Consider the following 22,829-nt stretch of genomic DNA (forward strand, 5'->3'; position numbering starts at 1 on the left):
TCGGTGGCATCACCTACCGTGGGCGCCGTGACCGAGATCGCCGGGACCACCGAGCCGGACGGGCACCCCCGGCGCCGTCCGGCGCTGTCGCCGTCCCGGGCCGGTGACTTCAAGCAGTGCCCGCTGTTGTACCGGTTCCGGGCCATCGACCGGCTTCCGGAGCGGCCGAGCCGGGCCCAGGTCCGCGGAACGGTGGTCCACGCGGTCCTGGAGCGGCTCTACGAGCTTCGCGCAGCCGAACGGCTGCCCGCGGCCGCCAGGGCACTCGTGAGGCCGGTCTGGAGCGAGCTGGTGGCGCAGGCCCCGGAACTGGTCGCCGAGCTGTTCGACGGCCCGGACGACCCGGAGCTGCCGGTCTGGCTGGAGTCGGCGGGCGGGCTGCTGGACTCCTATTTCCGGCTCGAGGACCCGCGCCGGCTCGAACCGGAGGCCCGCGAGCTGCTGGTGGAGACCGAGCTGGCGTCGGGCCTGCTGCTGCGCGGCTACGTGGACCGGATCGACGTCGCGCCGACCGGGGAGATCCGGGTGGTCGACTACAAGACCGGCGCCGCGCCCCGGGAGGTGGCCGAGGCCCGGGCGCTGTTCCAGATGAAGTTCTACGCGCTGGTGCTGCTGCACCTGCGCGGCGTCGTGCCCACCCAGCTGCGCCTGATGTACCTGGCCGACTCCGAGGCGCTCACCTACGAACCCGACGAGGCGGAGCTACGCCGCTTCGAACGCACCCTCGACGCGATCTGGCAGGCGATCCTGCTGGCCGGCCACACCGGCGACTTCCGGCCCAACCCGGGCAAGCTGTGCGAGTGGTGCAGCCACCGCCCCATCTGCCCGGCCTGGGAGGGGACCCCGCCGGACTACCCCGGGTGGCCCGAGCCCATCGACATGCCCGCCGCCGGCCTCGCCGTGGCGACGGGCGACGGACCGGTGGCCGGATCCGGCGCGTTCGCGGCCCTGGTCGACCGCGCCGAGTGACCCGCGGGGCATGATCGGGCGGTGAGTGAGCTCGAGCCGTACTACCTGCCCCTCGGCGACGCCTGCGGCGGCTCCGGGACCGGGCGCTTCCACGCCACCTTCTCCACCACCGGCCCCTGGTTCGCCGACGCGCAGCACGTCGGCCCGCCGTCGGCGTTGCTGGTCCGGGCCTTGGAGCGGTGCGCACCGAGCCGGCCGGACGGACCGCAGCTGCAGCTGTCCCGGATCACCGTGGAGGTCCTCGGCCCGGTCCCGGCCGGCGAGATCGAGGTGCAGGCGGGTGTCGAGCGGTCGGGCCGCACCATCGAGATGCTCGGCGCCGAGATGACCGCCGGTGGCCGGGCCGTGCTGCGTGCCCGGGCGTGGCGACTGGCCGCCACCGACACCGCGACCGCCGCGGTCGGCGAGGCCGCGCCGCTGCCGCCGCCCTCGGAGGGCACGCCCCGCCCGGCGCGCCCGGACGGCTGGTTGCCCGGCTTCATGGACACCCTGGAGTGGCGCTGGCTGCGCGGCTGGCTGGCCGAGCCGGGGCCGGGCACGGCGTGGGCGCGGCAGCGGGTGCCGCTGGTGGACGGGGAGAAGCCGAGCCCGCTGCAGCGGCTCGCGGTGGTGGCCGACTCGGCCAACGGGGCGGCGGCCCGGCTCGACATCCGCGAGTGGCTGTTCGTCAACACCGAGCTGACGCTGCACCTGCACCGGCCGCCGGTCGGCGAGTGGATCGGCCTGGACGCGGCGACCGTGGTCGGTCCGAGCGGGCTGGGCACGGTGTCGGCGCTGTTGTTCGACGAGCACGGCCACACCGGCCAGGCCGCGCAGAACCTGACGGTCCGCCGGCGCTGACCAGGGCCTCACACGCAGCGACCTCGTCGTCCGCCGGACCGGTGGACGACGAGGCCGGGGGCGGGGCGGGTCAGCCGTTGCGGCCGTCGACGGCGCGGCAGGAGCGGATCTCCGAGGTCAGGATCGCGCGGGCGCCGATCGCGGCCAGCTTGTCCATCACGCTGTTCGCGCAGGTGCGCTTGACCATCGACCGGACCGCCACCCAGTTGTCGTCGGACAGCGGCGAGATCGTCGGGGCCTGCAGACCCGGGGTGATCTTCTTGGCGTCGTCGAGCACCGACTTGGGGCAGTCGTAGTCCAGCATCAGGTACTGCCGGGCGTAGACGACACCGCGCAGCCGCTCGGTGAAGATGGTCTTGGCCTTCTTGATCTCCTCGGAGTCCACCCGGTCGGGACGCGGCTCGCGCTCGATCAGGGTGGCCTGCGACTCGGCGATCGGGTCGCCGATCACCTTGAGGCCGTGCTGGCGCAGCGTGCGGCCGGAGGACACGACGTCGGCGATCGCGTCGGCCAGCCCGAGCTGCACCGAGATCTCCACCGCGCCGTCCAGCTTGATGATCTTCGCGCCGATCCGCTTGCCGCTCAGGTGCGAGCGGACCAGCCGCGGGTAGGACGTGGCGATCGTCTTGCCGTCGAGGTCCTCGAGCTTCCAGTCCCTGCCCTCGGGGGCGGCGAAGCGGAACTTCGACGCGCCGAACCCGAGTTGGAGGACGTCGTGGACCTGGCTGCCGGACTCCTCCATGAGGTCGTGCCCGGTCACGCCCAGGTGCAGGTCGCCCGAGCCGACGTAGGTCGCGATGTCCTTCGGCCGCAGGTAGAAGAACTCGATGCCGTTCTCCTCGTCGATCATGCTGAGGTCGCGGGAGTCGGAGCGCTGCCGGTAGCCCGCCTCCCGCATCATCGTCGCTGCGGGCTCGGCGAGGGTGCCCTTGTTCGGGAGGGCGACGCGGAGCATGAGTTCTCCTCGGTAATGCAGATGTTCGCGGTGTGTTTACAGGAACTTGTAGACGTCTTCGAGCGTCAGGCCACGGCCGAGCATGATCACCTGCACCCGGTAGAGGAGCTGTGAGATCTCCTCGGCCAGAGCGGCGTCGGCCTCGTGCTCGGCGGCCAGCCAGACCTCGCCGGCCTCCTCGAGCAGCTTCTTGCCCTGCGCGTGGACCCCGGCATCGAGCGCGGCCACCGTCCCCGATCCGGCCGGCCTGCTGGCCGCTTTCTCGGTGAGTTCGGCGAACAGCCCGTCGAAGGTCTTCACCCGAGTATCTCCCTTCCACCTCAGTGTCATAGGCCGCGGACACGCCCACGATCCGGCAGAGCTGTGGTGCTGCTGACGGGCCACGGGCTGCGCCGGATGGCGGTGAACCCGCCGGTCGGAGCGCGGCCCGGGCCGGTCGGCATGCCGACGAACGGACCCGGGGCCGGGCCCAACGGTCTCACGGCGCGTAGTCGGACCTGACACGGGTATATGCCTCGACGACGTCGGTGGGGCGGAGCCCGACCAGGGATTCGCGGTGCACCCGGCCCGGCCCGACCGGCACCGGCACCTCGCACGGCACCACCAGCACGACCGCGCCGGCCCGCTCGGCGGCCAGCGCCCCGGTCGGCGAGTCCTCGACGGCGACGCACTCCCCCATCGGCACCCCGAGCAACTCGGCGGCCCGCAGGTACGGGTCCGGCGCGGGCTTGCCGCGGGCGACCTCGTCACCGCACACCGTGGTGGCGAAGTGTTCGCGGCCGATCCACTCCAGCGCCATCTCGGTGAGCTCGCGGCCGGTGTTGGTGACCAGCGCGGTGGCCCAGCCCGCCTCCCGCACGGTCAGCAGCGCCTCCTCCGCGCCCGGGCGCCACGGCAACCCCTCGGCGAACAGCTCGGCGGTGCGGGCCACCAGCCAGGCCCGCGCCTCGCGGGCCAGCCCCGGGGTCGGCGTCACCCCGACGTCGCGGAACAGGATCTCCAGGCTGCGCGCCATGTTCCCGCCGATGGTCTCGGCCCGGGCCGCGGCGCTGAGCTCACCGCCCAGCCACCGGGCCGTCTCGGACAGCGAGCGGTCCCACACCTTCTCCGAGTCGACCAGCGTGCCGTCCATGTCCCAGAGCACCGCCACGGGCCCCCTGCCCGTCCCGTCCTCACGAACGGCACGTTCGTTCACCAGGTGTGAACGGGAGTGCGGTTCGTGGGAACGCGGGAGCGGGTGGCGGGCGGCGGGCTCGGCGTCAGCCGGCATTGAAGTACTTCGCCTCCGGGTGGTGGGCGACCAGGGCGTCAGTGGATTGCTCGGGGTGCAGTTGCAGCTCCTCGGACAGCTCGACGCCGATCCGGCCTGGCTGCAGCAGCTCGACGATCTTGGCGCGGTCCTCGAGGTTCGGGCAGGCGCCGTAGCCGAGGGAGTAGCGGGCGCCGCGGTAGCCGAGCTTGAAGAACTCCTCGACGTCGTCGGGGTCCTCCCCGGCGACGCTCCCGCCGGAGCTCCAGGTCAGCTCCTCGCGGATGCGCCGGTGCCAGTACTCGGCGAGCGCCTCGGTGAGCTGCACGCCCAGCCCGTGCACCTCGAGGTAGTCCCGGTAGGCGTCCTTGGCGAACAGCTCGTTGGCGTAGTCGGCGATCGGCCGGCCCATGGTCACCAGGTGCAGCGGCAGGACGTCGACCTCGCCGGCGTGGGCCGCGATCTCGCGCGGGCGCCAGAAGTCGGCCAGGCACAGGTGCCGGTCGCGGCGCTGGCGCGGGAACTCGAAGCGGAACCGGTCGGCGGCGTCCGCGTGGGCCTCTTCGAGCACGACGAGCGAGTCGCCCTCCGACACCGCCGGGAAGTAGCCGTAGACCACCGCCGCGTGCGCGAGCACGCCCTCGGTGGAGAGCCGCTCGAGCCAGTACCGCAGCCGCGGCCGGCCCTCGGACTCCACCAGCTCCTCGTACGACGGGCCGGAGCCGCCGCGGGCGCCGCGCAGACCCCACTGCCCGAGGAACAGCGCGCGCTCGTCGATCATGTGCGAGTAGTCGGCCAGCGAGATGCCCTTGACCACCCGGGTGCCCCAGAACGGCGGGGTGGGCAGTGGGTTGTCCAGCGTCACGTCGGAACGCGCGGGGATCGGGCCCGCAACCTCGGCCTCGGCCGCCCTGCGCTTGGCCGCGACCCGCTGCGAGCGCTCGTGGCGGGCCTTGCGCTCGGCCCGCTTGGCCTCCTCCTCGGCGTCGACGGCCGGTGCGTCACCGCGGACGCGGGCCATCGTGGCGTCCATCAGCCGCAGGCCCTCGAACGCGTCGCGGGCGTAGGAGACCCGGCCCTCGTAGATCTCGGCCAGGTCGTTCTCCACGTAGGAGCGGGTCAGCGCGGCCCCGCCGAGCAGCACCGGAAGCCTGCCCGCGACCCCCCGGGAGTTCATCTCCTGGAGGTTCTCCTTCATGATCACCGTGGACTTGACCAGCAGCCCGGACATCCCGACGGCGTCGGCCTTGTGCTCCTCGGCGGCCGACAGGATCGTCGAGATGGGCTGCTTGATGCCCAGGTTGACCACGGTGTAGCCGTTGTTGGTCAGGATGATGTCGACGAGGTTCTTGCCGATGTCGTGCACGTCGCCCTTGACCGTGGCCAGCACGATCGTGCCCTTGCCGTCGGAGTCGGTCTTCTCCATGTGCGGCTCGAGATGCGCCACCGCGGTCTTCATCACCTCGGCGCTCTGCAGCACGAACGGCAGCTGCATCTGCCCCGACCCGAACAGCTCGCCGACGGTCTTCATGCCGGCCAGCAGCGTGTCGTTGATGATCTCCAGGGCGGGCCGCTCCTCGAGCGCGGCGTCGAGGTCGGCCTCCAGGCCGGGGCGCTCGCCGTCGACGATGCGCCGCTCCAGGCGCTCGAACAGCGGCAGCGCGGCCAGTTCCTCGGCCCGGCCCGCCTTCGCCGAGGACGCCGTGACGCCCTCGAAGAGCTCCATGAACCGGTTCAGTGGGTCGTAGCCCTCACGGCGCCGGTCGTAGACCAGGTCCAGCGCCACCGACCGCTGCTCGTCCGGGATCTTCGCCATCGGCAGGATCTTCGCCGCGCTCACGATCGCGGTGTCCAGCCCGGCGTTGACGCACTCGTGCAGGAACACCGAGTTCAGCACCTGGCGGGCGGCGGCGTTGAGCCCGAAGGAGACGTTGGAGACCCCGAGCGTGGTCTGCACCTCCGGGTGGCGGCGCTTGAGCTCGCGGATCGCCCCGATGGTCTCCAGCGCGTCGCGGCGGACCTCCTCCTGCCCGGTGGTGATCGGGAAGGTGAGGGTGTCCACGACGATGTCGGAGACCCGCATGCCGTGGTTGGTGGTCAGGTCCCGGATCAGCCGGTCGGCCACCCGGACCTTCCACTCCGCGGTGCGCGCCTGGCCCTCCTCGTCGATGCACAGCGCGACGACGGCGCAACCGTGCTCGCGGACGAGTTCCATCGTGCGCTGGAAGCGCGAGCCGGGGCCGTCGCCGTCCTCGTAGTTCACCGAGTTGACGATGCAGCGCCCGCCCAGGCGCTCCAGCCCGGCGCGCAGCACCTCGGGCTCGGTGGAGTCGAGCATCACCGGCAGCGTCGACGCGGTGGCCAGCCGGCCGGCCAGTTCGGCCATGTCGGCAGCACCGTCGCGGCCCACGTAGTCGACGCACAGGTCGATCAGGTGCGCGCCGTCGCGGGTCTGTTCGCGGGCGATCCCGACACAGTCCTCCCAGCGCTCGGCGAGCATGGCCTCGCGGAAGGCCTTGGAACCGTTCGCGTTGGTCCGCTCGCCGACCATCAGCACGGAGGTGTCCTGGCGGAACGGCACCGCCGCGTACAGCGAGCTGACGCCCGGCTCCGGGCGCGGGTGCCGTTCGGCCGGGGTGACCTGCGGAATGGCCTCGGCGACGGCGCGCACGTGCGCCGGGGTCGTCCCGCAGCAGCCGCCGACCAGCCGCAGCCCGTACTCCCGGACGAACGAGGCCAGCGCCTGCGCCAGCTCCTCGGGGGTCAGCGGGTACTGCGCGCCGTTCGGGCCCAGCTGCGGCAGGCCGGCGTTGGGCATCACCGACAGCGGGATCCGGGCCTGCTTGGACAGCGTGCGCAGGTGCTCGCTCATCTCGGCCGGGCCGGTCGCGCAGTTCAACCCGATCAGGTCGATGCCCAGCGGCTCCAGCGCCGTCAGCGCAGCTCCGATCTCGCTGCCCAGCAACATCGTGCCGGTGGTCTCGACCGTCACCTGGGTGATCAGCGGGATCCGCCGGCCCTCCAGCGCCATCGCCCGCTGCATCCCCAGCACCGCGGCCTTGACCTGCAGCAGGTCCTGGCAGGTCTCGACGACGAACGCGTCGGCGCCGCCGGCGAGCAGACCGCGGCCGCATTCGGTGTAGGCGTCCCGCAGCCGGGCGAACGTCTCGTGGCCCAGGGTCGGCAGCTTCGTGCCGGGCCCGACGGAGCCGAGCACGTAGCGGGGGCGGTCGGCGGTCGCGAGGTCGTCGGCGACCTCACGGGCCAGCCGCGCGCCCTTCTCGGCGAGCTCGCGGATCCGCTCCGGGATGTCGTACTCGGCGAGGTTGGGCAGATTGGCCCCGAAGGTGTTCGTCTCGACGGCGTCCGCACCGGCCTCGAAATAGGCCCGGTGGATGTGCCGGACCACGTCCGGCCGGGTGTCGTTGAGGATCTCGTTGCAGCCCTCGAGCCCGGCGAAGTCGTCGAGCGAGAGGTCGACGGCCTGCAGCATCGTGCCCATCGCGCCGTCCGCGACGACGACACGCCCGGCGAGCGTGTCGAGCAGGGTGGTGTCGAATCGGGGCGGTATCTCGGCTGGCACGGCGACAAGGGTAGACGTCGCCCGGGACCAGGACCCTCGCGATGGGCCGGCCGGCCGTAGGCTTGAGCGATGACCGATCGCGAGCCGCGACCCGGGGCGGGTCCTGATCTGCCGGCCCTCGTCGACCCGGTGATGATCGCCGCCTTCGAGGGGTGGAACGACGCCGGCGAAGCGGCCACCACTGCGCTCGAACATCTCGAGCTGAGCTGGGACGCTACGCCGCTGGCCTCGCTGGATCCGGAGGAGTACTACGACTTCCAGGTCAACCGCCCGCACGTGCGACTGTCCGACGGGGTGACCCGGCGGATCGAATGGCAGACCACGCGGCTGTCGGTCGCCAAGTTGCCTGGTACCGAACGACACGTCGTGCTCGTCAACGGCATCGAGCCGAACCTGCGCTGGCGCGCGTTCTGCGCCGAGTTGCTGGGCTACGCCGAGCGGCTGGGCGTGACCGAGGTCATCACCCTCGGGGCGCTGCTCACCGACACCCCGCACACCCGGCCGACGCCGGTCAGCGGGATCTCCTACGACACCTCCTCGGCCGGCCAGATGCGCGTCGAGCCGTCGAGCTACCAGGGCCCCACCGGCATTGTCGGGGTGCTCCAGGACGCCGCCGTGCAGGCCGGGATCCCCGCCATGTCGTTCTGGGCGGCGGTGCCGCACTACGTCTCGCAGGCCCGGGTGCCCAAGGCGGCGGTGGCGCTGCTGCACCGCATCGAGGAGGCCCTCGACGTCGAGGTGCCGCTGGGTGGGCTGCCCGAGCAGGCCGAGGAGTGGGAGCGCACGGTCAGCGAGATGGCCGAGGCCGACGACGAGGTGCGCGAGTACGTGCGCCAGCTCGAGCAGCAGGCCGAAGAGGACGCCGTCGACGCCGGGAACATGCCCGAGGCCAGCGGTGACGCGATCGCCGCCGACTTCGAGCGGTACCTGCGCCGCCGCGGCTCGGGGGGCTCGGGCGGCTGAGCCGCCGCTCCGCCGATGGGGCCTGCGCCGCGCAGCGGGGCTCCCCGCCGGGCCCCTCCCGGCCCTTCGGCGACGGCCTTCCCGTCGTGCGACGGGGTGGCCGCCCACCCCGTGCCGCACCGCGATGTGTAACCCGGGCGCCTATCCCTGTCAGCGGGCTCGGGGCTCGCGGCAGGGGGTGGCCCAGGTCATGGGGCGGACCGGACGTGATCGGGCAGCTGCCGTTCAGGCGCGCCTCGGTGGCCACCGGGGCGATGGTGAGCGGGCCGCCGACGCGCCACAGTTGCGTGTGGTCGGTCACGAGTCCTACCCCGACTGGGAGGCGGTGTACCGGGACAACGTCGATCGGGTGTACCGGTTGATGTTCTGCAAGGTCGGTAACCGGCCGGACGCGGAGGACCTGACCGCCGAGGTGTTCCTGGCCGCGCTGCGGCCGCTCCGGGTCTCGGCCAGCGCGCCCGAGGTGCGGGCCTACCTGTTGGCGACCGCGCGGACGGTGCTGGCCGGCTACTGGCGGAACACGCTGGGCCGGGAGATCACCACCCTCGCCGAGAACGACGAACCGGTGCCGACCGAGACCGAGGCCTCGGCCCCCTCGGGCGCGCCGGGACAGGCTGCGCTGATCCTGGCCGAGCTTCCTGAGCGCTACCGGCGCATCCTGCAGTTGCGGTTCCTGGAATCGTGCTCGATCCGCGAGGCCGCGGCCGCACTCGGCGTGACCGTCACCTACGCGAAGGTGCTGCAGCATCGGGCGTTGCGTCGGGCCGCGCAGCTGATGGAGGTGGACAGGTGAGTGGACGGGGCGCGCGCCGGTTCGTCGCAGATCTGCTCCGGGGTCGACGGCCGCGGCCGTTCCATGCCGGCGATGCCGACGTCGCCGAGCTGCGCGCGGCGATCATGCTCCGGGCCGCACGGCCGGGCGCCGCGGCGCCGCGCGAGGAGTTCGTCGGCGACCTGCACCGGCGGCTGGCCGCGATGCCGGCGTCCGGGGAGACCGACCGGCCGCTGCCCCGGCCCCGACCGGCGGTGGACAGCACCCGGCGACGCCTGGTGCAGGCCACCTCGATCGCGGCGGCCGCGGCGGCCGCCGGCGCCGTGGTGGACCACACGGTCACCGGGCGGGGCCCGGCCCCGAGTGCGGCCGGCGGGGACCAGACCCTCACCCCGAACACCGGTCGGTGGCGCACGGTGAGCGCCAGCGCGGATCTCGCCGAGGGCGGGGTGCAAGGCTTCGATCTGGGCACGGTGATCGGGTTCGTGTCCCGCACCGGCGGCCGGCTGCGGGCGGTGTCTGGGGTGTGCACGCATCAGGGTTGCCGGCTGGCCCTGGAAGCGGCGGCCCGGCAGCTGGACTGCCCGTGCCACAGCACGGCCTTCGCGATCGACGGGCAGCTGGTACGGCATCAGCTGCCCATGGCACCTCCGCCGCTGCCGCAGCTCGAGGTCCGCGAGCTGAACGGCGAGGTCCAGGTCTACGCCCCGCCGGGCCCGGTCGCGTAACCCCGGTTCCTATCTGTCGATGAGGCCCGCATCCCGCGGGCCCACCGGCGGAGAAGGACCGACCACGATGCACCAGCTCAGGACCACGTCGGTGATATCCGTGGTGGCGGCGGGGATCACGATGCTCGCCGGCTGCGGCAGCCCGGCCACCGCGCCCGCAAGCGGGCCGGCCACACCGGCACCGGGGGCGACCGCCCAGCCGATGCCCGGCATGGCGACGCCCCCGGCGGGTGGCTCGGCCGCGGCGCCGGGCCAGGACGCCCCGGTGGCCACCGACGCGGTGACGATCCAGAACTTCGCGTTCTCCCCGGCGACCGTGACTGTCAAGACCGGCACCACCGTCACCTGGACCAACCGCGACCAGGATGCGCACACGGTCACGGCCACGGCCGGGTCGTTCCACTCCCCCACGCTGAACACCGGCGAGTCGTTCGGCTACACCTTCACCACGCCGGGCCGCGTCGACTACCTGTGCAGCATCCACCCGTTCATGACGGCCACCGTGGTGGTGACCCCGTGAGCGCCCCGGAGGAGCGGCCGGGCGGGCCGGAGCCGCGGGCCGGCGAGGGCGTCCCGCCGACAGGCATGAGCCGGCGCCAACTGCTGCGGCACACGGCGTGGTTCGGCGCCGCGGTGGCGCTCACCGTCGCCGGTGGCGAGGTGATCAGCCACATCGGGGGCACCCCGGCCTCGGCCGCGGCCGACGACCCCAACGCGCTGCGGTTCGTCCAGCTCAGCGACAGCCACCTGGGGTTCTCCGGCCCCCCGAACACGGACGTGACCGGGTCGTTCGAACGCGCCATCGGCCAGGTCAACGGGTTGGGGTTCCGGCCGGATTTCGCCATGCACACCGGGGACCTGACCCACCTGTCCACGCCGCCCCAGTTCGACCAGGTCCGGCAGATGCTGTCCGGGCTGCGCACCGGGCAGGTGTTCACCGTGCCCGGCGAGCACGACTCGGTCGACGACCACGGGGAGAAGTACCGGGCCGTGTTCGGCGCCGGCACCCGCGGGGACGGTTGGTACAGCTTCGATGTCAAGGGCGTGCACGTCATCGCCCTGGTCAACACCCTGGCCCTGGAGAAGCTGGGCCATCTCGGGACGGACCAGCTCGACTTCGTCCGCAAGGACGTCGCCGGGCTGTCCGGTGACACCCCCATCGTGGTGTTCAGCCACATCCCCCTGTTCGCGATGTACCCGGCGTGGGGCTGGGGCACCGACGACGCCGTCCAGGCGCTGAGCTACCTGCGCCGGTTCTCCTCGGTGACCTGCCTCAACGGCCACGTCCACCAGCTGTTCACCAAGACCGAGGGCAACGTCACCTTCTACAGCGCCACCACCACCGCCTACCCGCTGCCCCGCCCCGGGCAGGGTCCGGGCCCGGTCCCGGTCACGTTGCCCGCCGGGCAGCTGGGCTCCGCACTCGGCATCCGCGACGTCACCTACCAGCAGGGCCGCCACGCGCTGGCGATCCGTGATCGGAGCCTGGCATGAACCCGGTCGCCGCCCACCTGATGCGCACCGGCGCGGCCTGCCTGCTGGCCGTCAGCGGTGTCATCCACGCCCAGCTGTACCTGCAGGGCTACCGGACCATCCCCGGGGTCGGCCCGGCGTTCCTCCTCCAGGCCAGCGCGGCGCCGGCGGTGGCGGTGCTGCTGCTGTTCACCTCCGCGGCGGTGCTGCGGCTGGCCGCAGCCGCGCTCGCCGCCGGCGCGTTGGCGGGTTTCGTCCTGTCGCGCACCGTCGGGGTGTTCGGGTTCGTCGAACACGGGCCGCAGCCCGCGCCCTACGCCCTGATCAGCGTCCTCGCCGAGATCGCCGTCCTGGCTCTGCTCGGCGCCCCGCTACTGAGCCGGACCAGCAGGCCTGCTCCATCCCTGAGCCGCTAGAGAGGTGGGATCGATGGATCCGCGCCCGCTGAACGACATCGCCCACGCGATCGACGCCGTCGCCGCCACCAGTGCCTACCCGCCGCAGGGTCTCGGCACGGACCAGCTGGTCGTCGCGATGTCCGACCTCGCCGTCATCGCGGGGCTGATCGGGGAACTGGCCGCCCGCGCCCGGTGGCAGCTCGCCGCCTGGGCCACGGTCGGCGCACACCTGCAACAGGCGGAGCAGCACGCCGGGGAGCTCGACCGCTCCCTGAGCCACGCCTGCGCCACCCTCGCCTTCAACGCCTCGCCGCGGCCGGCGGCCTGACGCCGGCTGTCAGGTGACCGTCACCGATCCGTTCATGTACGGGTGGATCGAGCAGATGTAGCTGTACGTCCCGGCCGTGGAGAACGTGTAGCTCCAGGACTGGCCCTGGTTCAGGATGGGCGAGTGCAGCGGTCCACCGGAGACGTCGTGCGGGACGGAGTCGGTGTTCGTCCAGGTCACCGTGGTCCCGACCGGGACGGTGAGGGCCGCCGGGGAGAACGCGTAGTTCGCGATCGTCACGGCGGCGTCCGCGACCGGCTGCACGGCCGCCGGCGCCTGCGCCTGGTGCACGGGCGGTGCCGCGGCGGGGGCGGCCGGCTGGGCGCCGCAGGCGGTCACCGCGGCCAGCGCGACCGCCGTCGTCAGAGTGCCGAGACAGGTGCGGGTGATCGGCTTCATGGCTGTCTTCCTGTCGTGACAGATCCCCGCGGCGGCGAACGGGTCGTGACGGGCGACCGCGCAGGACGGACGGCCTGCGACCCGGCGGGCCGTCGGGGATCACCTCCCCCCTCTTCGCAGAGGCCATGCCATCGTCGGGAGCCGCTCGGCCCGGACGTAGGGCCGATGGTCCCGGCCCGCCGGGGCGGGTCTCCCGAACCGTGACCGGTCGCCGGCGGAGCGGTCCGGCGCGGGCTAGTCGACGGCGGCGTGTTTGCGCAGGTCGGCGAGGTCGATCCACTCCAGGGTGCGGGCGTGCGTCGCGGCCAGCACCACCGGCGGCGCCATCCCGGCCTGGTGCGCCTCCACCCAGCGGTCGGCGCACAGGCACCAGCGGTCGCCGGGCCGCAATCCCACGAAGCCGTACTCCGGCCGCGGGGTGGACAGGTCGTTGCCGCGCTCGGCGCTGAACTCCAGGAACTCCGCAGTCACCTGTGCGCAGACGGTGTGCACGCCCGAGTCCTCGCCCCCGGTGTCGCAGCAACCGGTGCGGTAGAACCCGGTCATCGGGTCCGTCCCGCAGATCTCGAGCTCCCCGCCCAGCACATTGCGCGCCATGTGCTCATGCAACCAGAAACGGGTAGGCGGGGGGTATGACGGAACCGATCGACACCGATTCCCGCCTGCCCGACGACGTGCAGGCCCCCGATATCGAGATCCCCGGCGAGGCCGAGCGCAAGGTGCCCGACGACGAGGACGTCATCGAGCAGGCGGGCACCCCGGAACCGCCGGACTGACCCGCAGACCCCGCTCCACAACGCAGCCTCGGTTCCGTTCTGATCGACTCGGAACGGCGACTCGGAACGGCACCGAGGCTGTCGACCGCGGGGCGGGAGACCTCAGAGCGCGACGCCGAGAAGGGCGTCGACGGCGGTGCGGGCCAGGGCCGGCGCGGTGGCGTCGCGACCGTGGCGGGTCAGGGCCTCGTCGGCCCAGGCGTCCACCGCGGCGAGCGCGCGCGGGGTGTCGAGGTCGTCGGCGAGGTGGGTGCGCAACGCGGCGACGAGTCCGGTGGCGTCCGGGCCGGCGTCCAGCGCGGTGGCCTCCCGCCAGCGCACCAGCCGGGCCTCCGCCGTGGCCAGCAGCTCGGGAGTCCACGGGCGGTCGCTGCGGTAGTGCCCGGACAGCAGGGCCAGCCGGATCGCGTTGGGGTCGACACCCTCGGCGCGCAGCTTGGACACGAAGACCAGGTTGCCCCGTGACTTCGACATCTTCTCGCCGTCCAGGCCGATCATCCCGGTGTGCGCGTAGTGCCGGGCGAACGGGTGCACCCCGGTGAACGCCTCGGCGTGCGCGGCCCCGAACTCGTGGTGCGGGAAGATCAGATCCGAGCCGCCGCCGTTGAGGTCGATCTGGGTACCCAGCCGGTTCAGCGCGATCGCCGCACACTCGACGTGCCAGCCCGGGCGTCCGGTGCCCAGGTCCGACTCCCAGGAGGGCTCGCCCGGACGGGCCATCCGCCACAGCAGCGCGTCGGCCGGGTGCCGCTTGCCGGGGCGGTCCGGGTCGCCGCCGCGCTCGCGGGACAACTGGATCATGGTCGGCTCGTCGTAGTGGGACTCGTAGCCGAAGTGCCCGGTGACCGCGCTGTCGAAGTACACGTCGGGGTACTCGGGGTCGTCGACGCGATAGGCCGCACCGGACGCGAGCAGCTTGCCGACCAGTTCGGCGATCTCCCCCATCGCCTCGACCGCGCCGATGAAGTGCCGCGGCGGGAGCACCCGCAGCGCCTCCATGTCCTCGCGGAACAGCGCGGTCTCGCGCATCCCGAGAACGATCCAGTCGTCCTGGTCGCGGGCGGCGCGCTCCAGCAGCGGGTCGTCGATGTCGGTGACGTTCTGCACGTAGTGCACGTCATGGCCCAGATCCCGCCACACCCGGTTCACCAGGTCGAAGGCCAGGTAGGTGGCGGCGTGGCCGAGGTGCGTCGCGTCGTAGGGGGTGATCCCGCAGACGTACATCGACGCCGTCGGGCCCGGCGCCGTCGGCCGGATCCGGCCGGTGGCGGTGTCGTGCAGGCGCAGCGGCGGGCCACTGCCCTCGAGCCGGGGAACGTCGACCGGAGCCCAGGATTGCATGATGGACAACTTACGCGGTGCGTCCGGGGAGTCGGGTTGTGATCGTGTCCGTGCGCGCCCCGCAGGCCGTGGACCACCCGCCTGATCACCACCACTCGACGGGCAGCCGGGCCTCGATGTCGCGGGCATGCCGGCGCGCACACTCCGGGCACAGCCACCGGGTCGCACCGTGCTCGTCGCGCTCGCGGGCCCAGGCCGGCGCCGCGGGGTCCGTCGTGTCCCGGGTCCCGCCGCAGAGCTGACAGGACGGGGACGGCTCCATCGGCCCAGTGTGCTCGTGGGCGGTGAGTGGTGCCAGGGCACCACTCACCGCGCACGGGCGCGCAGCGCCGCCACGGGCAGGGCGGCCGTCGCGACGACGAACCAGATCGCGATCGGCAGGGTGGTCAGTTCGGCGAGCCCGCCGATGACGGTGGGGCCGACGAGGAAGCCGAGGTAGCCGCCGGTCGAGACGGCGGCGAGCGCCGGGGCGGCGCGCACGCCCGTCACACCGGCCTCGGCCAGCAGCGCGGGGAAGGTCACCGAGAGCCCCACGCCGAGCAGGGCGAACCCGGCCACGGCGGCGGCCACCGCGGCCGGCCCGGGCCCGGCGACCTCGGCCAGCGCGAGGCCGGCCGCGAGGCCGCTCGCGCCGAACCCGGTGAACAGCCGCACTGCCCGGCGGCGGCCGAGCCGGGTGAGTACCCGGTCGCCGACCAGGCGCCCGGTCGTCATGGTCGCGGCGAACGCGGCGAACGCGGCACCGGCCGCCGCGGGCCCCGCATCCAGCGACTGCCGCAGGAACACCGCCGACCAGTCCGCCGTCGAGCCCTCGGCGAGCAGCACCGCGAACGCCGCCAGCGCGAGCGGCACCAGTGGGCCGCGGGGCAGCGCGAACAGCGGGACGGGGCCGGCGTCGTCGGGGGCCGGGGGGTCGGGCAAGAAGTACCGCGACAGCGGCAGGAACAGCACCAGGGAGAACCCGCCGAGGATCGCGAACTGCCCGAGCAGCGGGACAGCGAGCTCGGCGGCCAGGCTGCCGGCCCCGGCGCCGAGCAGCGCGCCGAGGCTGAAGGTGGCGTGGAACGAGGAGAGCACCGAGCGGCCGTAGGCCTGCTCGACCGTGACGCCTTGGGCGTTCATCAGCACGTCGAGCGCGCCCATCGCGGCGCCGAAGCCGAACAGCGCCAGCCACAGCGTCAGCGCGTCGCCGGCCAGGGCGATCGGCAGCGCGGACAGCCAGAACACCACGGCGGCGACGACGGTGCTGCGGCCGCTGCCGAACCGGGCCGCGATCCCGCCGGCCAGCGGCAGCGTGACGAGCGAGCCGACCGCGGGGGCGAGCAACGCCAGCCCGAGCACGCCGTCGGAGAGACCCAGCCCGGCCTTGACCTCGGGGATGCGCGGCGTCCACGAGCCGAACAGCGCGCCGTTGGCGGCGAAGATGACGGAGACCGCGAGCCGCGCCCGGCGTGGCGGGGCCGCCTCAGCCACGACGTGCCCCGCGACGCATCCCTCGGATCCCCCCATCCGCGGCCTCGTTGCCGTTCCGTCCCCGCCCGCGCCGCGCCGCGGCTGCGGGGGCGGGTCAGCGGCGGGTGCGCAGGTAGTCGGCCACCACCTCGGCGCCGAGCCCGTCGAGCGTCGGGGCCACGACCCGCCCACCGCAGCGGCGGGCCACGTCGTCCATGAACGCGGCCAGCCGCGGGTCGTCGCCGAGGACGAAGAACGTGAACGCCGCCTGCATCCCGGTCAGCTTGTCGACCTCCCCGATCGTCGCCCGCAGCGTGTGCGGGCTCGGCGGGTAGTCGAAGTACGCCTCGCCGTCGGGTTCCAGGTGCGCGGTCGGCTCGCCGTCGGTGACGACGAGGACCACCGGCATCGCGTCGGGATGCCGGCGCAGGTGCCGGCCGGCCAACAGCAGCGCGTGGTGCAGGTTGGTGCCCTGCGCGTAGGCACCCTCCAGGCCGACGAGCTGGCCGAGCTCGACGGTCCGGGCGTGCCGGCCGAAGGTGATCAACTGCAGGTCGTCGCCGCGGAACCGGGTGGAGATCAGCTGATGCAGCGCCAGCGCCGTGCGCTTCATCGGCACCCAGCGCCCCTCCGCCACCATCGACCACGACGTGTCGACCAGCAGCGCCACCGCGGCCCGGCTCCGCTGCTCGGTCTCCACGATCTCCACGTCGGTGACGTCGAGGTCCCGCGGATCCCCGCCGGCCTTGCGCAGCTGGGCGTTGAGCAGGGTCCGGGGCACGTTCCAGGCCTCGGTGTCGCCGAACGCCCACGGCCGGGTCGCCCCGGTCGCCTCCCCCGCTGCGCCGGAGCGCCGGGTCTCCCGCTCCCCGCGCCGCCCGCCGATCCGGTCGACGACATCGCGCAGCGCCGACTCGCCGAGCCGGCGCAGCGCCTTCGGCGACAGCCGCAGCGACCCGTCCGCCGCGCGCTCGAACAGGCCCTGGCGCTGCAGCTCGCGTTCCAGGTCGGCCAGCGCCTGGGCGTCGACCCGGGCCTGCTCGCCGAGGCTGGCGTCGAGCGCCTCGAGATCGATGTCCTCGAGGCGGGCGCCGGGGTAGCTCTGCGCGAGCTGCTCGGCCAGCGCGTCGAGCCGCCCCAGCTCCTCCATGGCCCGGGTGGCCTCGCCCATGCCCATCGGGTTGTCCCCGCGGAACCGGCCCGAGCCCTGCCAGTCCTCACCCGGGCGCAGGCCCTGCAGCTGGGCGTCGAGCTGGGCCAGCGACTGCGCGAGCCGCGGGTCGCCGAACGCCTGCTGGGCGAGCTCGGCGAGCTCCGCGCGCTGCTCGGCGCTCATCGAGTTGAGCATCCGCTGCGCGGCCGCGGCCCGGGCGGCGAGCAGGTCGATCAGCTCCTCGGTGCTCTGCGGGTTCTCCGGGAAGTACTGCCCGTGCTCGTCCATGAACTCGCGGAACTGCTCGGACGTGTCCTGGCCCTGCGCGTGCGCGGCGAGCAGCTCGTTGAGGTCGTCGAGCATCTCGCGGATCGCCTCGACGTCCTCCGGGGTGGCGTTCTCCAGCGCCTGCTTCATGCCGGCGAAGCGCTGGTCGAGCATCTCCCGGCCGAGCAGGTCGCGGATCTCCTCATAGGCCTCGCGGGCGTCCGAGCTCTGCCAGTCGTAGGAGTCGAGCTCGCGCACGGCGCCACCCGGGTCCGACGGCAGCGCGTCGAGCTGCATCTCCCGGAACCGCGCGTCGTCGGTGTCCTGACGGCCGAGGGTGTCGCGCTCGGCCTCCAGGGCTCGCTCGAGCAGCTCCCTGACCTGCGCCAAGGTGCCGTCCAGGCGGTTGTCGCGCTGCAGGTCGCGCCGGCGCTGCCACACCTGGCGGGTCAGGTCGTCCAGGCCGGGCCGCCCCCGCATCCCGCGGCGCAGCAGCTCTTGCAGCGCCTGCCGCGGCGAGCTGCCCTCCATGACGTCGCGGCCGATCTCGTCCATCGCGGCGCGGACGTCGAACGGCGGCGCGAGCGGGTCGGGCCCGTCGTGGTAAGCGCCATAGGAGTAGCGCAGCCTGCGCCGTCGTGGATCAGCCATAGCGCACCGTGTCGCCGTCGTCGGCCTCGTCCTTGGCCAGCCGCCGGGTCAGGAACAGCAGCTCCAGCGCCAGCTCGGCGGCCGAGGCCATCGGGCCCGGGTCCTCGGTGCCACCGGCGTCGAGCCGGGTAGCCACCTCGGTGAGGGTGTCGACGGCGGGCAGCGCGGCCACCACCTCCGCCGCCGGTACCCGCTCGCCGGTGCGCACGGGGTGCGCCGCGACGGCGTCGGCCAGCGGCGCGAGATCGACCCCGCGCAGCCGGAACCGGGCGGTATCGGCGGTGGCCCGGCGCAGCAGGTGCTCCAGCAGCTCGTCCTCGCGGCCCTCCTCACCGGAGGCGAACTCCAGCTTGCCGCGCAGCACCGCCGGCACCGACTCCAGGTCGACCGGACGAGCCGTGGGGTGGGCCTCGCCGGTCAGCGCCGCCCGGCGCAGCGCGGCGGCGGCGACGGTCTCGGCTGCGGCCACCGCGAACCGGGCGGACACCCCCGAACCCTGGTCGATGGAGCTGGAGTCGCGCAGGTGCCGGGCGAACCGGGCGATCACCTCGATGAGGTGGCGCGGCACGTCGGCGCCGATCCGGGCGAGCTCGGCCTCCTGCTCGACCAGCGCGATCTCGTCGGCCAGCTCGAGCGGGTAGTGCGTGCGGACCTCGGCGCCGAAGCGGTCCTTGAGCGGGGTGATGATCCGCCCGCGGTTGGTGTAGTCCTCCGGGTTGGCGCTCGCGACGAGCAGCACGTCCAGCGGGAGCCGCAGCGTGTAGCCGCGGACCTGGATGTCGCGCTCCTCCATCACGTTGAGCAGCGCGACCTGGATCCGCTCGGCCAGGTCGGGCAGCTCGTTGATGGCCACGACGCCGCGGTGCGCGCGGGGCACCAGGCCGTAGTGGATGGTCTCCGGGTCGCCCAGGCTGCGGCCCTCGGCCACCTTGACCGGGTCGACGTCGCCGATCAGGTCGGCCACCGCGGTGTCCGGGGTGGCCAGCTTCTCGGTGTAGCGCTCGTCGCGGTGACGCCAGGCCACCGGCAGGTCGTCACCCAGCTCGGCGGCGCGCCGCCGGGAGAGCGGGGTGATCGGCTCGTAGGGGTGCTCGCTCAGCTCGGAGCCCTCGATCACCGGGGTCCACTCGTCGAGCAGGTTGACCAGCGACCGGAGCAGCCGGGTCTTGCCCTGGCCGCGCTCACCGAGCAGCACGACGTCGTGACCGGCGATGAGGGCGCGCTCGAGCTGGGGCAGCACGGTGGACTCGAAACCGACGATGCCCGGCCAGGGGTCGCGGCCGGCGCGCAGGGCGGCGATCAGGTTGTCGCGGATCTCGTTCTTGACTCCGCGGAGCTCGTGGCCCGACGCGCGCAGCGCGCCGAGCGTTCGGGGACGATCGTTCGCAGGTGTGGCGGGCACGACCGACACGCTACGCCCGCGTCCGGACATGGGCGCGGCGCGCGGCGCCGACCTGCGCCGACCTGCGCCGACGGTCGGCGCGGCGCGGGCCGGTAGGCCGGGGGACTCCGGCTCGGTGCCGCCGGGCGCGACCGCGGTCAGGGCAGCAGTAGCGCGGCGGTCGGCATCGCGACCAGGGCCAGTGCGGCCAGCCGGACCAGCGCCCGCACCGGCTGCGGCAGCGGCGGCGGCGGCGCGGAGATGCGCTCGATGCGGGCGCCCAGTGCGGCGGTGAACGAGCTCAGCGCCGCCGCCGGGGCCGACCCGCCCACCGCCCGCAGCGCGCCGGCGAGCTCCTCACTCGATGCCCGCGTCGCGGCCACGTCGTCGGCGCGCATCTCGATCAGCGCCGCGACCGCGAGCTGCGCGCACACCATGCCGCGCACGAACGGCGCGGTCGCTCCCCAGGCCACGAACGGCAGCACCACCAGGTCGTGGCGTTCCCGCAGGTGGGTCTGCTCGTGGGCGAGCACGGCGCGGACGCCGTCGGGTTCGAGGACCTCCAGCACGCCGGCCGAGACGACCAGCCGCGAGCTGCGGCCGGGCAGGCAGTAGGCGACGGGCACCGGGTGGTCGAGCACCCGGGCGCCGGGCGCGGCCGGCCACGGCGTCGCGAGCACATCGAGCAGGTCCCGGTGGCGGCGGCGGGCCTTCAGCGTGCGCAGCGTGGTGGCGGCCAGCACGCCGAGCAGCCGGGCGGCGAGCACCAGGGTGACCGCGATCGCGATCAGGTGCACGGCACCGAGCTCGGCCGGGAACCGGCCGGAGCCGAGCTCGGCGAACAACCGGTGCAGCGCCGCGGGCAGGGACTCCCCGAGCGGCGCCACCCCGTAGACGACCCCGGCGCCGACCAGGGACAGCCCACCGGCCAGGCCGATCGCCTGCCAGGCCAGCAACGCGCCGACGGGGTCGCGGGCGGGCCAGCGGGCACCTGCGAGGGCCCGGCTGGCCGGCCCGGCGAGCACGGCCCCGAGCACCATCAGGCCCAGCGCGGTCAGCTCCATTGCTTCCGGCACAGTAGGGAACCCGGAACCGGGGTCAGCCCAGTAGGTCGCGCAGTCTGGCCCGCTCGTCCGGCGCGATCGAACCGAGGAACCGGGCCAGCGCAGCACCGCGGTCGGGGGCGTCGTCCAGCGCGTCGCGCATCAGTTCCGCGACGTGGTCCTCGCGGCTGGCGACCGGGCGGTAGTGGTGGGCCCGGCCGTCGCGGGTGCGGGTGACCAGGCTCTTGCGCTCGAGCCGGCCGAGGACCGTGAGCACGGTGGTCGTGGCGAGTTCGCGGGTGGCCAGGGCGTCCTGCACCTCGCGGGCGGTCATCGCCCCGTCCGCCCTCCACAGCACGTCCATCACGGCGCGCTCCAGTTCACCCAGGCTCGGCACGTGAACCATTCTACCCTGCGTAGAAGCGAATTACTTTACCTGGACCTCGTCGCCGACCTGGAGGTAGTTGAACCAGGCCTTCGCGTCCTGCTCGACGAGCTTCACGCAACCGGCCGAGGGCGTGTCCTGCCGGCCTTGGTGGAAGGCGATGCCACCGGGGGCGAAGAACACCGAGTACGGCATCGGCGTGAGGTACTCGCGGCTGGTGTACTGCTCGGCCTTCCACTGCACCGAGAACGTGCCCCGCGGGGTCGGGTCCTCGCGGTCGCCGGTCTGGATCCGGACCGGCCCGCGGACGATCTTGTCACCGTCGAGCAGCCAGGCCCAGCGCCCGACCACGTCGACGCAGGCGCGGGCCGTCGGCGTGCACGGGGTGCCCGCGACCAGCCCGGAGCGCTGCACGGGGACCGCGGAGCGGGCCTGCGGTTCCGCGGCGGCCGACGCCGGAGCCGGGGCCGCCGCGGCCTGCCGGTCGGCGTCCGCGGGTGCCCCGATCGGCGCCGTCGGCGCGACGTGTGGCGTCCCGACCAGCGGCAACGCGGCGTGCGGGGCACCCGCGTCGGCGACGGCCGGCAGGTCCACCAGGGAGGGCGCCTCCAGGACCTCGATGCCCGGCAGCCCACCGTCGGCGGGCCCCGGCAGCAGCCCACCCGGGTCGGCGACACCGATACCGACCAGCACCGATCCGCCCACGGCGGCAAGGCCCGCGACGATCGCGACCCGGCCGGCCAGCGACCGGCGCCCGCCCGACCGCCACCTGTGTGCGCCCATCCCCGTCCTTTCGCAGCAGTTCTCGGCTGATCAACGACGACGGGTCGAAAAGGTGACGGACCGGTCACGCCGTGTTCAACCGGACCGGCGTGTCATCCCCGACGCGGTCCCCCTCACGGACACCGCGCCGCTTCCGCTGCGGAGCGTGACGATGGCACGCCGGCGCCGGCCGATGCTCAGCGGCCGCTGAACCGGGGCGAACGCTTCTCCACCCGGGCCCGCCGGCCCTCCTCGATGTCCTCGCTGCTCCAGCAACCCTCGAACGCAGCCAGCAGCGCCGGGTCGTTCTCGGGCAGCTCGGTCCGGTCGAGCGTCAGCTTGTTGTAGGCGAGCGTCAGCGGGGCCAGCGTGGCCAGCTCGGCGGCCAGCGCGAGGGCGTCGTCGCGGTCGCCGAGCCGATCGGCCAGGCCACGGGCGTGCGCGAGCTCGGCGCCGATCTGGTCGCACGCCAGCAGCAGCGACCGCGCGGTGCCCCCGCCGCCCAGCTGCGCGAGCCGCCGCACCGTCCACGGGTCGACGGCCAGCCCGATCCGCGCGGTCGGCACCCCGAACACGGCGCCCGGCGCGGCGACCCGCAGGTCGCAGGCGATGGCCAGCTGGGTGCCCGCACCGATGGCCGGCCCGTTGACCGCCGCGACGACCGGCAGCCCAGCGTCGTGGATCGCGTGCAGCGCGGCGTAGAGGGCGTCGCGGAACCCGTCGGTGTAGACCTCACCGAAGTCCGCGCCCGAGCAGAAGCTGCTGCCGGCACCGGTGACCACGACGGCCCGGACGCCCTGCGCCTGCAGGTCCGCCATGGCGTCGACGAGTCGGCGGCACTGCGCGACGTCGAGGGCGTTGCGCCGTTCCGGGCGGTCCAGCTCGATGAGGCCCACGTCGTCCTTCGCCGAGACGTTGATCAATTCCGTTTCCCTCCGCCGGGCCGCCGGATGCGGCACGC

General features: G+C 73.8%; 25 protein-coding genes. 10 read left to right on the top strand and 15 right to left on the bottom strand.

The window, feature by feature from the left end; all coding sequences use genetic code 11:
* The first annotated feature begins 27 nt into the window (after positions 1-27).
* Positions 28-969, top strand: a complete 942-nt coding sequence (locus HF526_RS18900) for a PD-(D/E)XK nuclease family protein (protein ID WP_169382849.1) — start codon at positions 28-30, stop codon at positions 967-969.
* Positions 970-990: 21 nt separating this feature from the next.
* Complete coding sequence (locus tag HF526_RS18905) at positions 991-1,809, top strand: acyl-CoA thioesterase domain-containing protein (RefSeq protein ID WP_169382850.1); 819 nt, start codon at positions 991-993, stop codon at positions 1,807-1,809.
* A 70-nt stretch (positions 1,810-1,879) separates the two neighbouring features.
* On the opposite strand, the gene hisG is transcribed toward HF526_RS18905, so the two are convergent.
* The 4 genes from hisG to metH form a co-directional block, all read right to left on the bottom strand.
* Positions 1,880-2,764 (bottom strand): ATP phosphoribosyltransferase, encoded by an 885-nt coding sequence (gene hisG, locus HF526_RS18910; RefSeq protein ID WP_169382851.1) that lies wholly within the window; start codon positions 2,762-2,764, stop codon positions 1,880-1,882.
* Positions 2,765-2,800: 36 nt separating this feature from the next.
* A complete protein-coding gene (locus tag HF526_RS18915; RefSeq protein ID WP_169382852.1) occupies positions 2,801-3,064 on the bottom strand; it encodes a phosphoribosyl-ATP diphosphatase in 264 nt (87 codons plus the stop codon).
* 178 nt (positions 3,065-3,242) lie between these two features.
* On the bottom strand, positions 3,243-3,896 hold the full coding sequence (locus tag HF526_RS18920) for an HAD family hydrolase (RefSeq protein WP_239028864.1): 654 nt from the start codon (positions 3,894-3,896) through the stop codon (positions 3,243-3,245).
* 127 nt (positions 3,897-4,023) lie between these two features.
* On the bottom strand, positions 4,024-7,596 hold the full coding sequence (gene metH / locus HF526_RS18925; protein WP_420821639.1) for a methionine synthase: 3,573 nt from the start codon (positions 7,594-7,596) through the stop codon (positions 4,024-4,026).
* Between the two features lie 69 nt (positions 7,597-7,665).
* On the opposite strand from metH, the gene HF526_RS18930 reads away from it, so the two are divergent.
* From HF526_RS18930 to HF526_RS18960, 7 genes are all read left to right on the top strand, one after another.
* A complete protein-coding gene (locus HF526_RS18930; RefSeq protein WP_169382854.1) occupies positions 7,666-8,559 on the top strand; it encodes a PAC2 family protein in 894 nt (297 codons plus the stop codon).
* Positions 8,560-8,848: 289 nt separating this feature from the next.
* Positions 8,849-9,352: an RNA polymerase sigma factor gene (locus HF526_RS18935; RefSeq protein ID WP_338051581.1), complete on the top strand. Its 504-nt coding sequence runs from the start codon at positions 8,849-8,851 to the stop codon at positions 9,350-9,352.
* The gene (locus HF526_RS18940; protein WP_169382856.1) at positions 9,349-10,059 is read left to right on the top strand and encodes a Rieske 2Fe-2S domain-containing protein; all 711 of its coding nucleotides are present in this window, start codon (positions 9,349-9,351) and stop codon (positions 10,057-10,059) included. The genes HF526_RS18935 and HF526_RS18940 overlap by 4 nt, the downstream gene beginning before the upstream one ends.
* A gap of 67 nt (positions 10,060-10,126) precedes the next feature.
* Complete coding sequence (locus HF526_RS18945; RefSeq protein WP_211177460.1) at positions 10,127-10,579, top strand: plastocyanin/azurin family copper-binding protein; 453 nt, start codon at positions 10,127-10,129, stop codon at positions 10,577-10,579.
* Positions 10,576-11,553, top strand: coding sequence for a metallophosphoesterase family protein (locus HF526_RS18950; protein ID WP_338051582.1), 978 nt, complete (start codon positions 10,576-10,578; stop codon positions 11,551-11,553). The genes HF526_RS18945 and HF526_RS18950 overlap by 4 nt, the downstream gene beginning before the upstream one ends.
* Positions 11,550-11,948, top strand: coding sequence for a hypothetical protein (locus HF526_RS18955; RefSeq protein ID WP_169382857.1), 399 nt, complete (start codon positions 11,550-11,552; stop codon positions 11,946-11,948). The genes HF526_RS18950 and HF526_RS18955 overlap by 4 nt, the downstream gene beginning before the upstream one ends.
* A 13-nt stretch (positions 11,949-11,961) precedes the next feature.
* Positions 11,962-12,258, top strand: coding sequence for a hypothetical protein (locus tag HF526_RS18960; RefSeq protein ID WP_169382858.1), 297 nt, complete (start codon positions 11,962-11,964; stop codon positions 12,256-12,258).
* A gap of 9 nt (positions 12,259-12,267) precedes the next feature.
* Here the strand turns inward: HF526_RS18960 and HF526_RS18965 are convergent, their stop codons facing one another.
* Together HF526_RS18965 and HF526_RS18970 are read right to left on the bottom strand one after the other, a co-directional pair.
* Positions 12,268-12,657 carry a cupredoxin domain-containing protein gene (locus HF526_RS18965; RefSeq protein ID WP_169382859.1) on the bottom strand — a complete coding sequence of 130 codons (390 nt, stop codon included), beginning with the start codon at positions 12,655-12,657 and terminating at the stop codon, positions 12,268-12,270.
* 234 nt (positions 12,658-12,891) lie between these two features.
* Entirely contained in the window at positions 12,892-13,254 is a 363-nt protein-coding gene (locus tag HF526_RS18970; protein WP_169382860.1) for a DUF2237 family protein, read from the bottom strand.
* 35 nt (positions 13,255-13,289) lie between these two features.
* Between HF526_RS18970 and HF526_RS18975 the strand changes: the two genes are divergently transcribed.
* Positions 13,290-13,433: a hypothetical protein gene (locus tag HF526_RS18975; RefSeq protein ID WP_169382861.1), complete on the top strand. Its 144-nt coding sequence runs from the start codon at positions 13,290-13,292 to the stop codon at positions 13,431-13,433.
* 102 nt (positions 13,434-13,535) lie between these two features.
* On the opposite strand, the gene mshC is transcribed toward HF526_RS18975, so the two are convergent.
* The 9 genes from mshC to HF526_RS19020 all read right to left on the bottom strand — a co-directional run bounded on the left by mshC (position 13,536) and on the right by HF526_RS19020 (position 22,827).
* Positions 13,536-14,774: a cysteine--1-D-myo-inosityl 2-amino-2-deoxy-alpha-D-glucopyranoside ligase gene (mshC, locus tag HF526_RS18980; protein ID WP_169382862.1), complete on the bottom strand. Its 1,239-nt coding sequence runs from the start codon at positions 14,772-14,774 to the stop codon at positions 13,536-13,538.
* Between the two features lie 85 nt (positions 14,775-14,859).
* Positions 14,860-15,036 (bottom strand): hypothetical protein, encoded by a 177-nt coding sequence (locus HF526_RS18985; RefSeq protein ID WP_169382863.1) that lies wholly within the window; start codon positions 15,034-15,036, stop codon positions 14,860-14,862.
* Between the two features lie 44 nt (positions 15,037-15,080).
* Positions 15,081-16,247: an MFS transporter gene (locus HF526_RS18990; protein ID WP_169382864.1), complete on the bottom strand. Its 1,167-nt coding sequence runs from the start codon at positions 16,245-16,247 to the stop codon at positions 15,081-15,083.
* Positions 16,248-16,341: 94 nt separating this feature from the next.
* Positions 16,342-18,297 carry a vWA domain-containing protein gene (locus HF526_RS18995; protein WP_169382865.1) on the bottom strand — a complete coding sequence of 652 codons (1,956 nt, stop codon included), beginning with the start codon at positions 18,295-18,297 and terminating at the stop codon, positions 16,342-16,344.
* Positions 18,290-19,699, bottom strand: coding sequence for an ATP-binding protein (locus HF526_RS19000; RefSeq protein WP_338051583.1), 1,410 nt, complete (start codon positions 19,697-19,699; stop codon positions 18,290-18,292). The genes HF526_RS18995 and HF526_RS19000 overlap by 8 nt, the downstream gene beginning before the upstream one ends.
* 137 nt (positions 19,700-19,836) lie before the next feature.
* The gene (locus HF526_RS19005) at positions 19,837-20,742 is read right to left on the bottom strand and encodes a M56 family metallopeptidase (RefSeq protein ID WP_169382867.1); all 906 of its coding nucleotides are present in this window, start codon (positions 20,740-20,742) and stop codon (positions 19,837-19,839) included.
* A gap of 34 nt (positions 20,743-20,776) precedes the next feature.
* Positions 20,777-21,118, bottom strand: a complete 342-nt coding sequence (locus tag HF526_RS19010; protein WP_169382868.1) for a BlaI/MecI/CopY family transcriptional regulator — start codon at positions 21,116-21,118, stop codon at positions 20,777-20,779.
* A gap of 30 nt (positions 21,119-21,148) precedes the next feature.
* Positions 21,149-21,889 carry a L,D-transpeptidase gene (locus HF526_RS19015; protein WP_169382869.1) on the bottom strand — a complete coding sequence of 247 codons (741 nt, stop codon included), beginning with the start codon at positions 21,887-21,889 and terminating at the stop codon, positions 21,149-21,151.
* Positions 21,890-22,065: 176 nt separating this feature from the next.
* Complete coding sequence (locus HF526_RS19020) at positions 22,066-22,827, bottom strand: enoyl-CoA hydratase (RefSeq protein WP_338051584.1); 762 nt, start codon at positions 22,825-22,827, stop codon at positions 22,066-22,068.
* Positions 22,828-22,829: the final 2 nt, after the last annotated feature.

This window comes from Pseudonocardia acidicola (assembly GCF_012911935.1).
GTDB classification, from domain to species: domain Bacteria; phylum Actinomycetota; class Actinomycetes; order Mycobacteriales; family Pseudonocardiaceae; genus Pseudonocardia; species Pseudonocardia acidicola.

What these genes read in the sequence shown, in the direction of transcription:
- hisG (WP_169382851.1), bottom strand. Translation starts at nt 2,764, where the DNA reads ATGCTCCGCGTCGCCCTCCCGAACAAGGGCACCCTCGCCGAGCCCGCA.
- HF526_RS18920 (WP_239028864.1), bottom strand. Translation starts at nt 3,896, where the DNA reads ATGGACGGCACGCTGGTCGACTCGGAGAAGGTGTGGGACCGCTCGCTG.
- HF526_RS18930 (WP_169382854.1), top strand. Translation starts at nt 7,666, where the DNA reads ATGACCGATCGCGAGCCGCGACCCGGGGCGGGTCCTGATCTGCCGGCC.
- HF526_RS18945 (WP_211177460.1), top strand. Translation starts at nt 10,127, where the DNA reads ATGCACCAGCTCAGGACCACGTCGGTGATATCCGTGGTGGCGGCGGGG.
- HF526_RS18955 (WP_169382857.1), top strand. Translation starts at nt 11,550, where the DNA reads ATGAACCCGGTCGCCGCCCACCTGATGCGCACCGGCGCGGCCTGCCTG.
- HF526_RS18960 (WP_169382858.1), top strand. Translation starts at nt 11,962, where the DNA reads ATGGATCCGCGCCCGCTGAACGACATCGCCCACGCGATCGACGCCGTC.
- HF526_RS18965 (WP_169382859.1), bottom strand. Translation starts at nt 12,657, where the DNA reads ATGAAGCCGATCACCCGCACCTGTCTCGGCACTCTGACGACGGCGGTC.
- HF526_RS18970 (WP_169382860.1), bottom strand. Translation starts at nt 13,254, where the DNA reads ATGGCGCGCAATGTGCTGGGCGGGGAGCTCGAGATCTGCGGGACGGAC.
- HF526_RS18975 (WP_169382861.1), top strand. Translation starts at nt 13,290, where the DNA reads ATGACGGAACCGATCGACACCGATTCCCGCCTGCCCGACGACGTGCAG.
- mshC (WP_169382862.1), bottom strand. Translation starts at nt 14,774, where the DNA reads ATGCAATCCTGGGCTCCGGTCGACGTTCCCCGGCTCGAGGGCAGTGGC.
- HF526_RS18985 (WP_169382863.1), bottom strand. Translation starts at nt 15,036, where the DNA reads ATGGAGCCGTCCCCGTCCTGTCAGCTCTGCGGCGGGACCCGGGACACG.
- HF526_RS18995 (WP_169382865.1), bottom strand. Translation starts at nt 18,297, where the DNA reads ATGGCTGATCCACGACGGCGCAGGCTGCGCTACTCCTATGGCGCTTAC.
- HF526_RS19005 (WP_169382867.1), bottom strand. Translation starts at nt 20,742, where the DNA reads ATGGAGCTGACCGCGCTGGGCCTGATGGTGCTCGGGGCCGTGCTCGCC.
- HF526_RS19015 (WP_169382869.1), bottom strand. Translation starts at nt 21,889, where the DNA reads ATGGGCGCACACAGGTGGCGGTCGGGCGGGCGCCGGTCGCTGGCCGGC.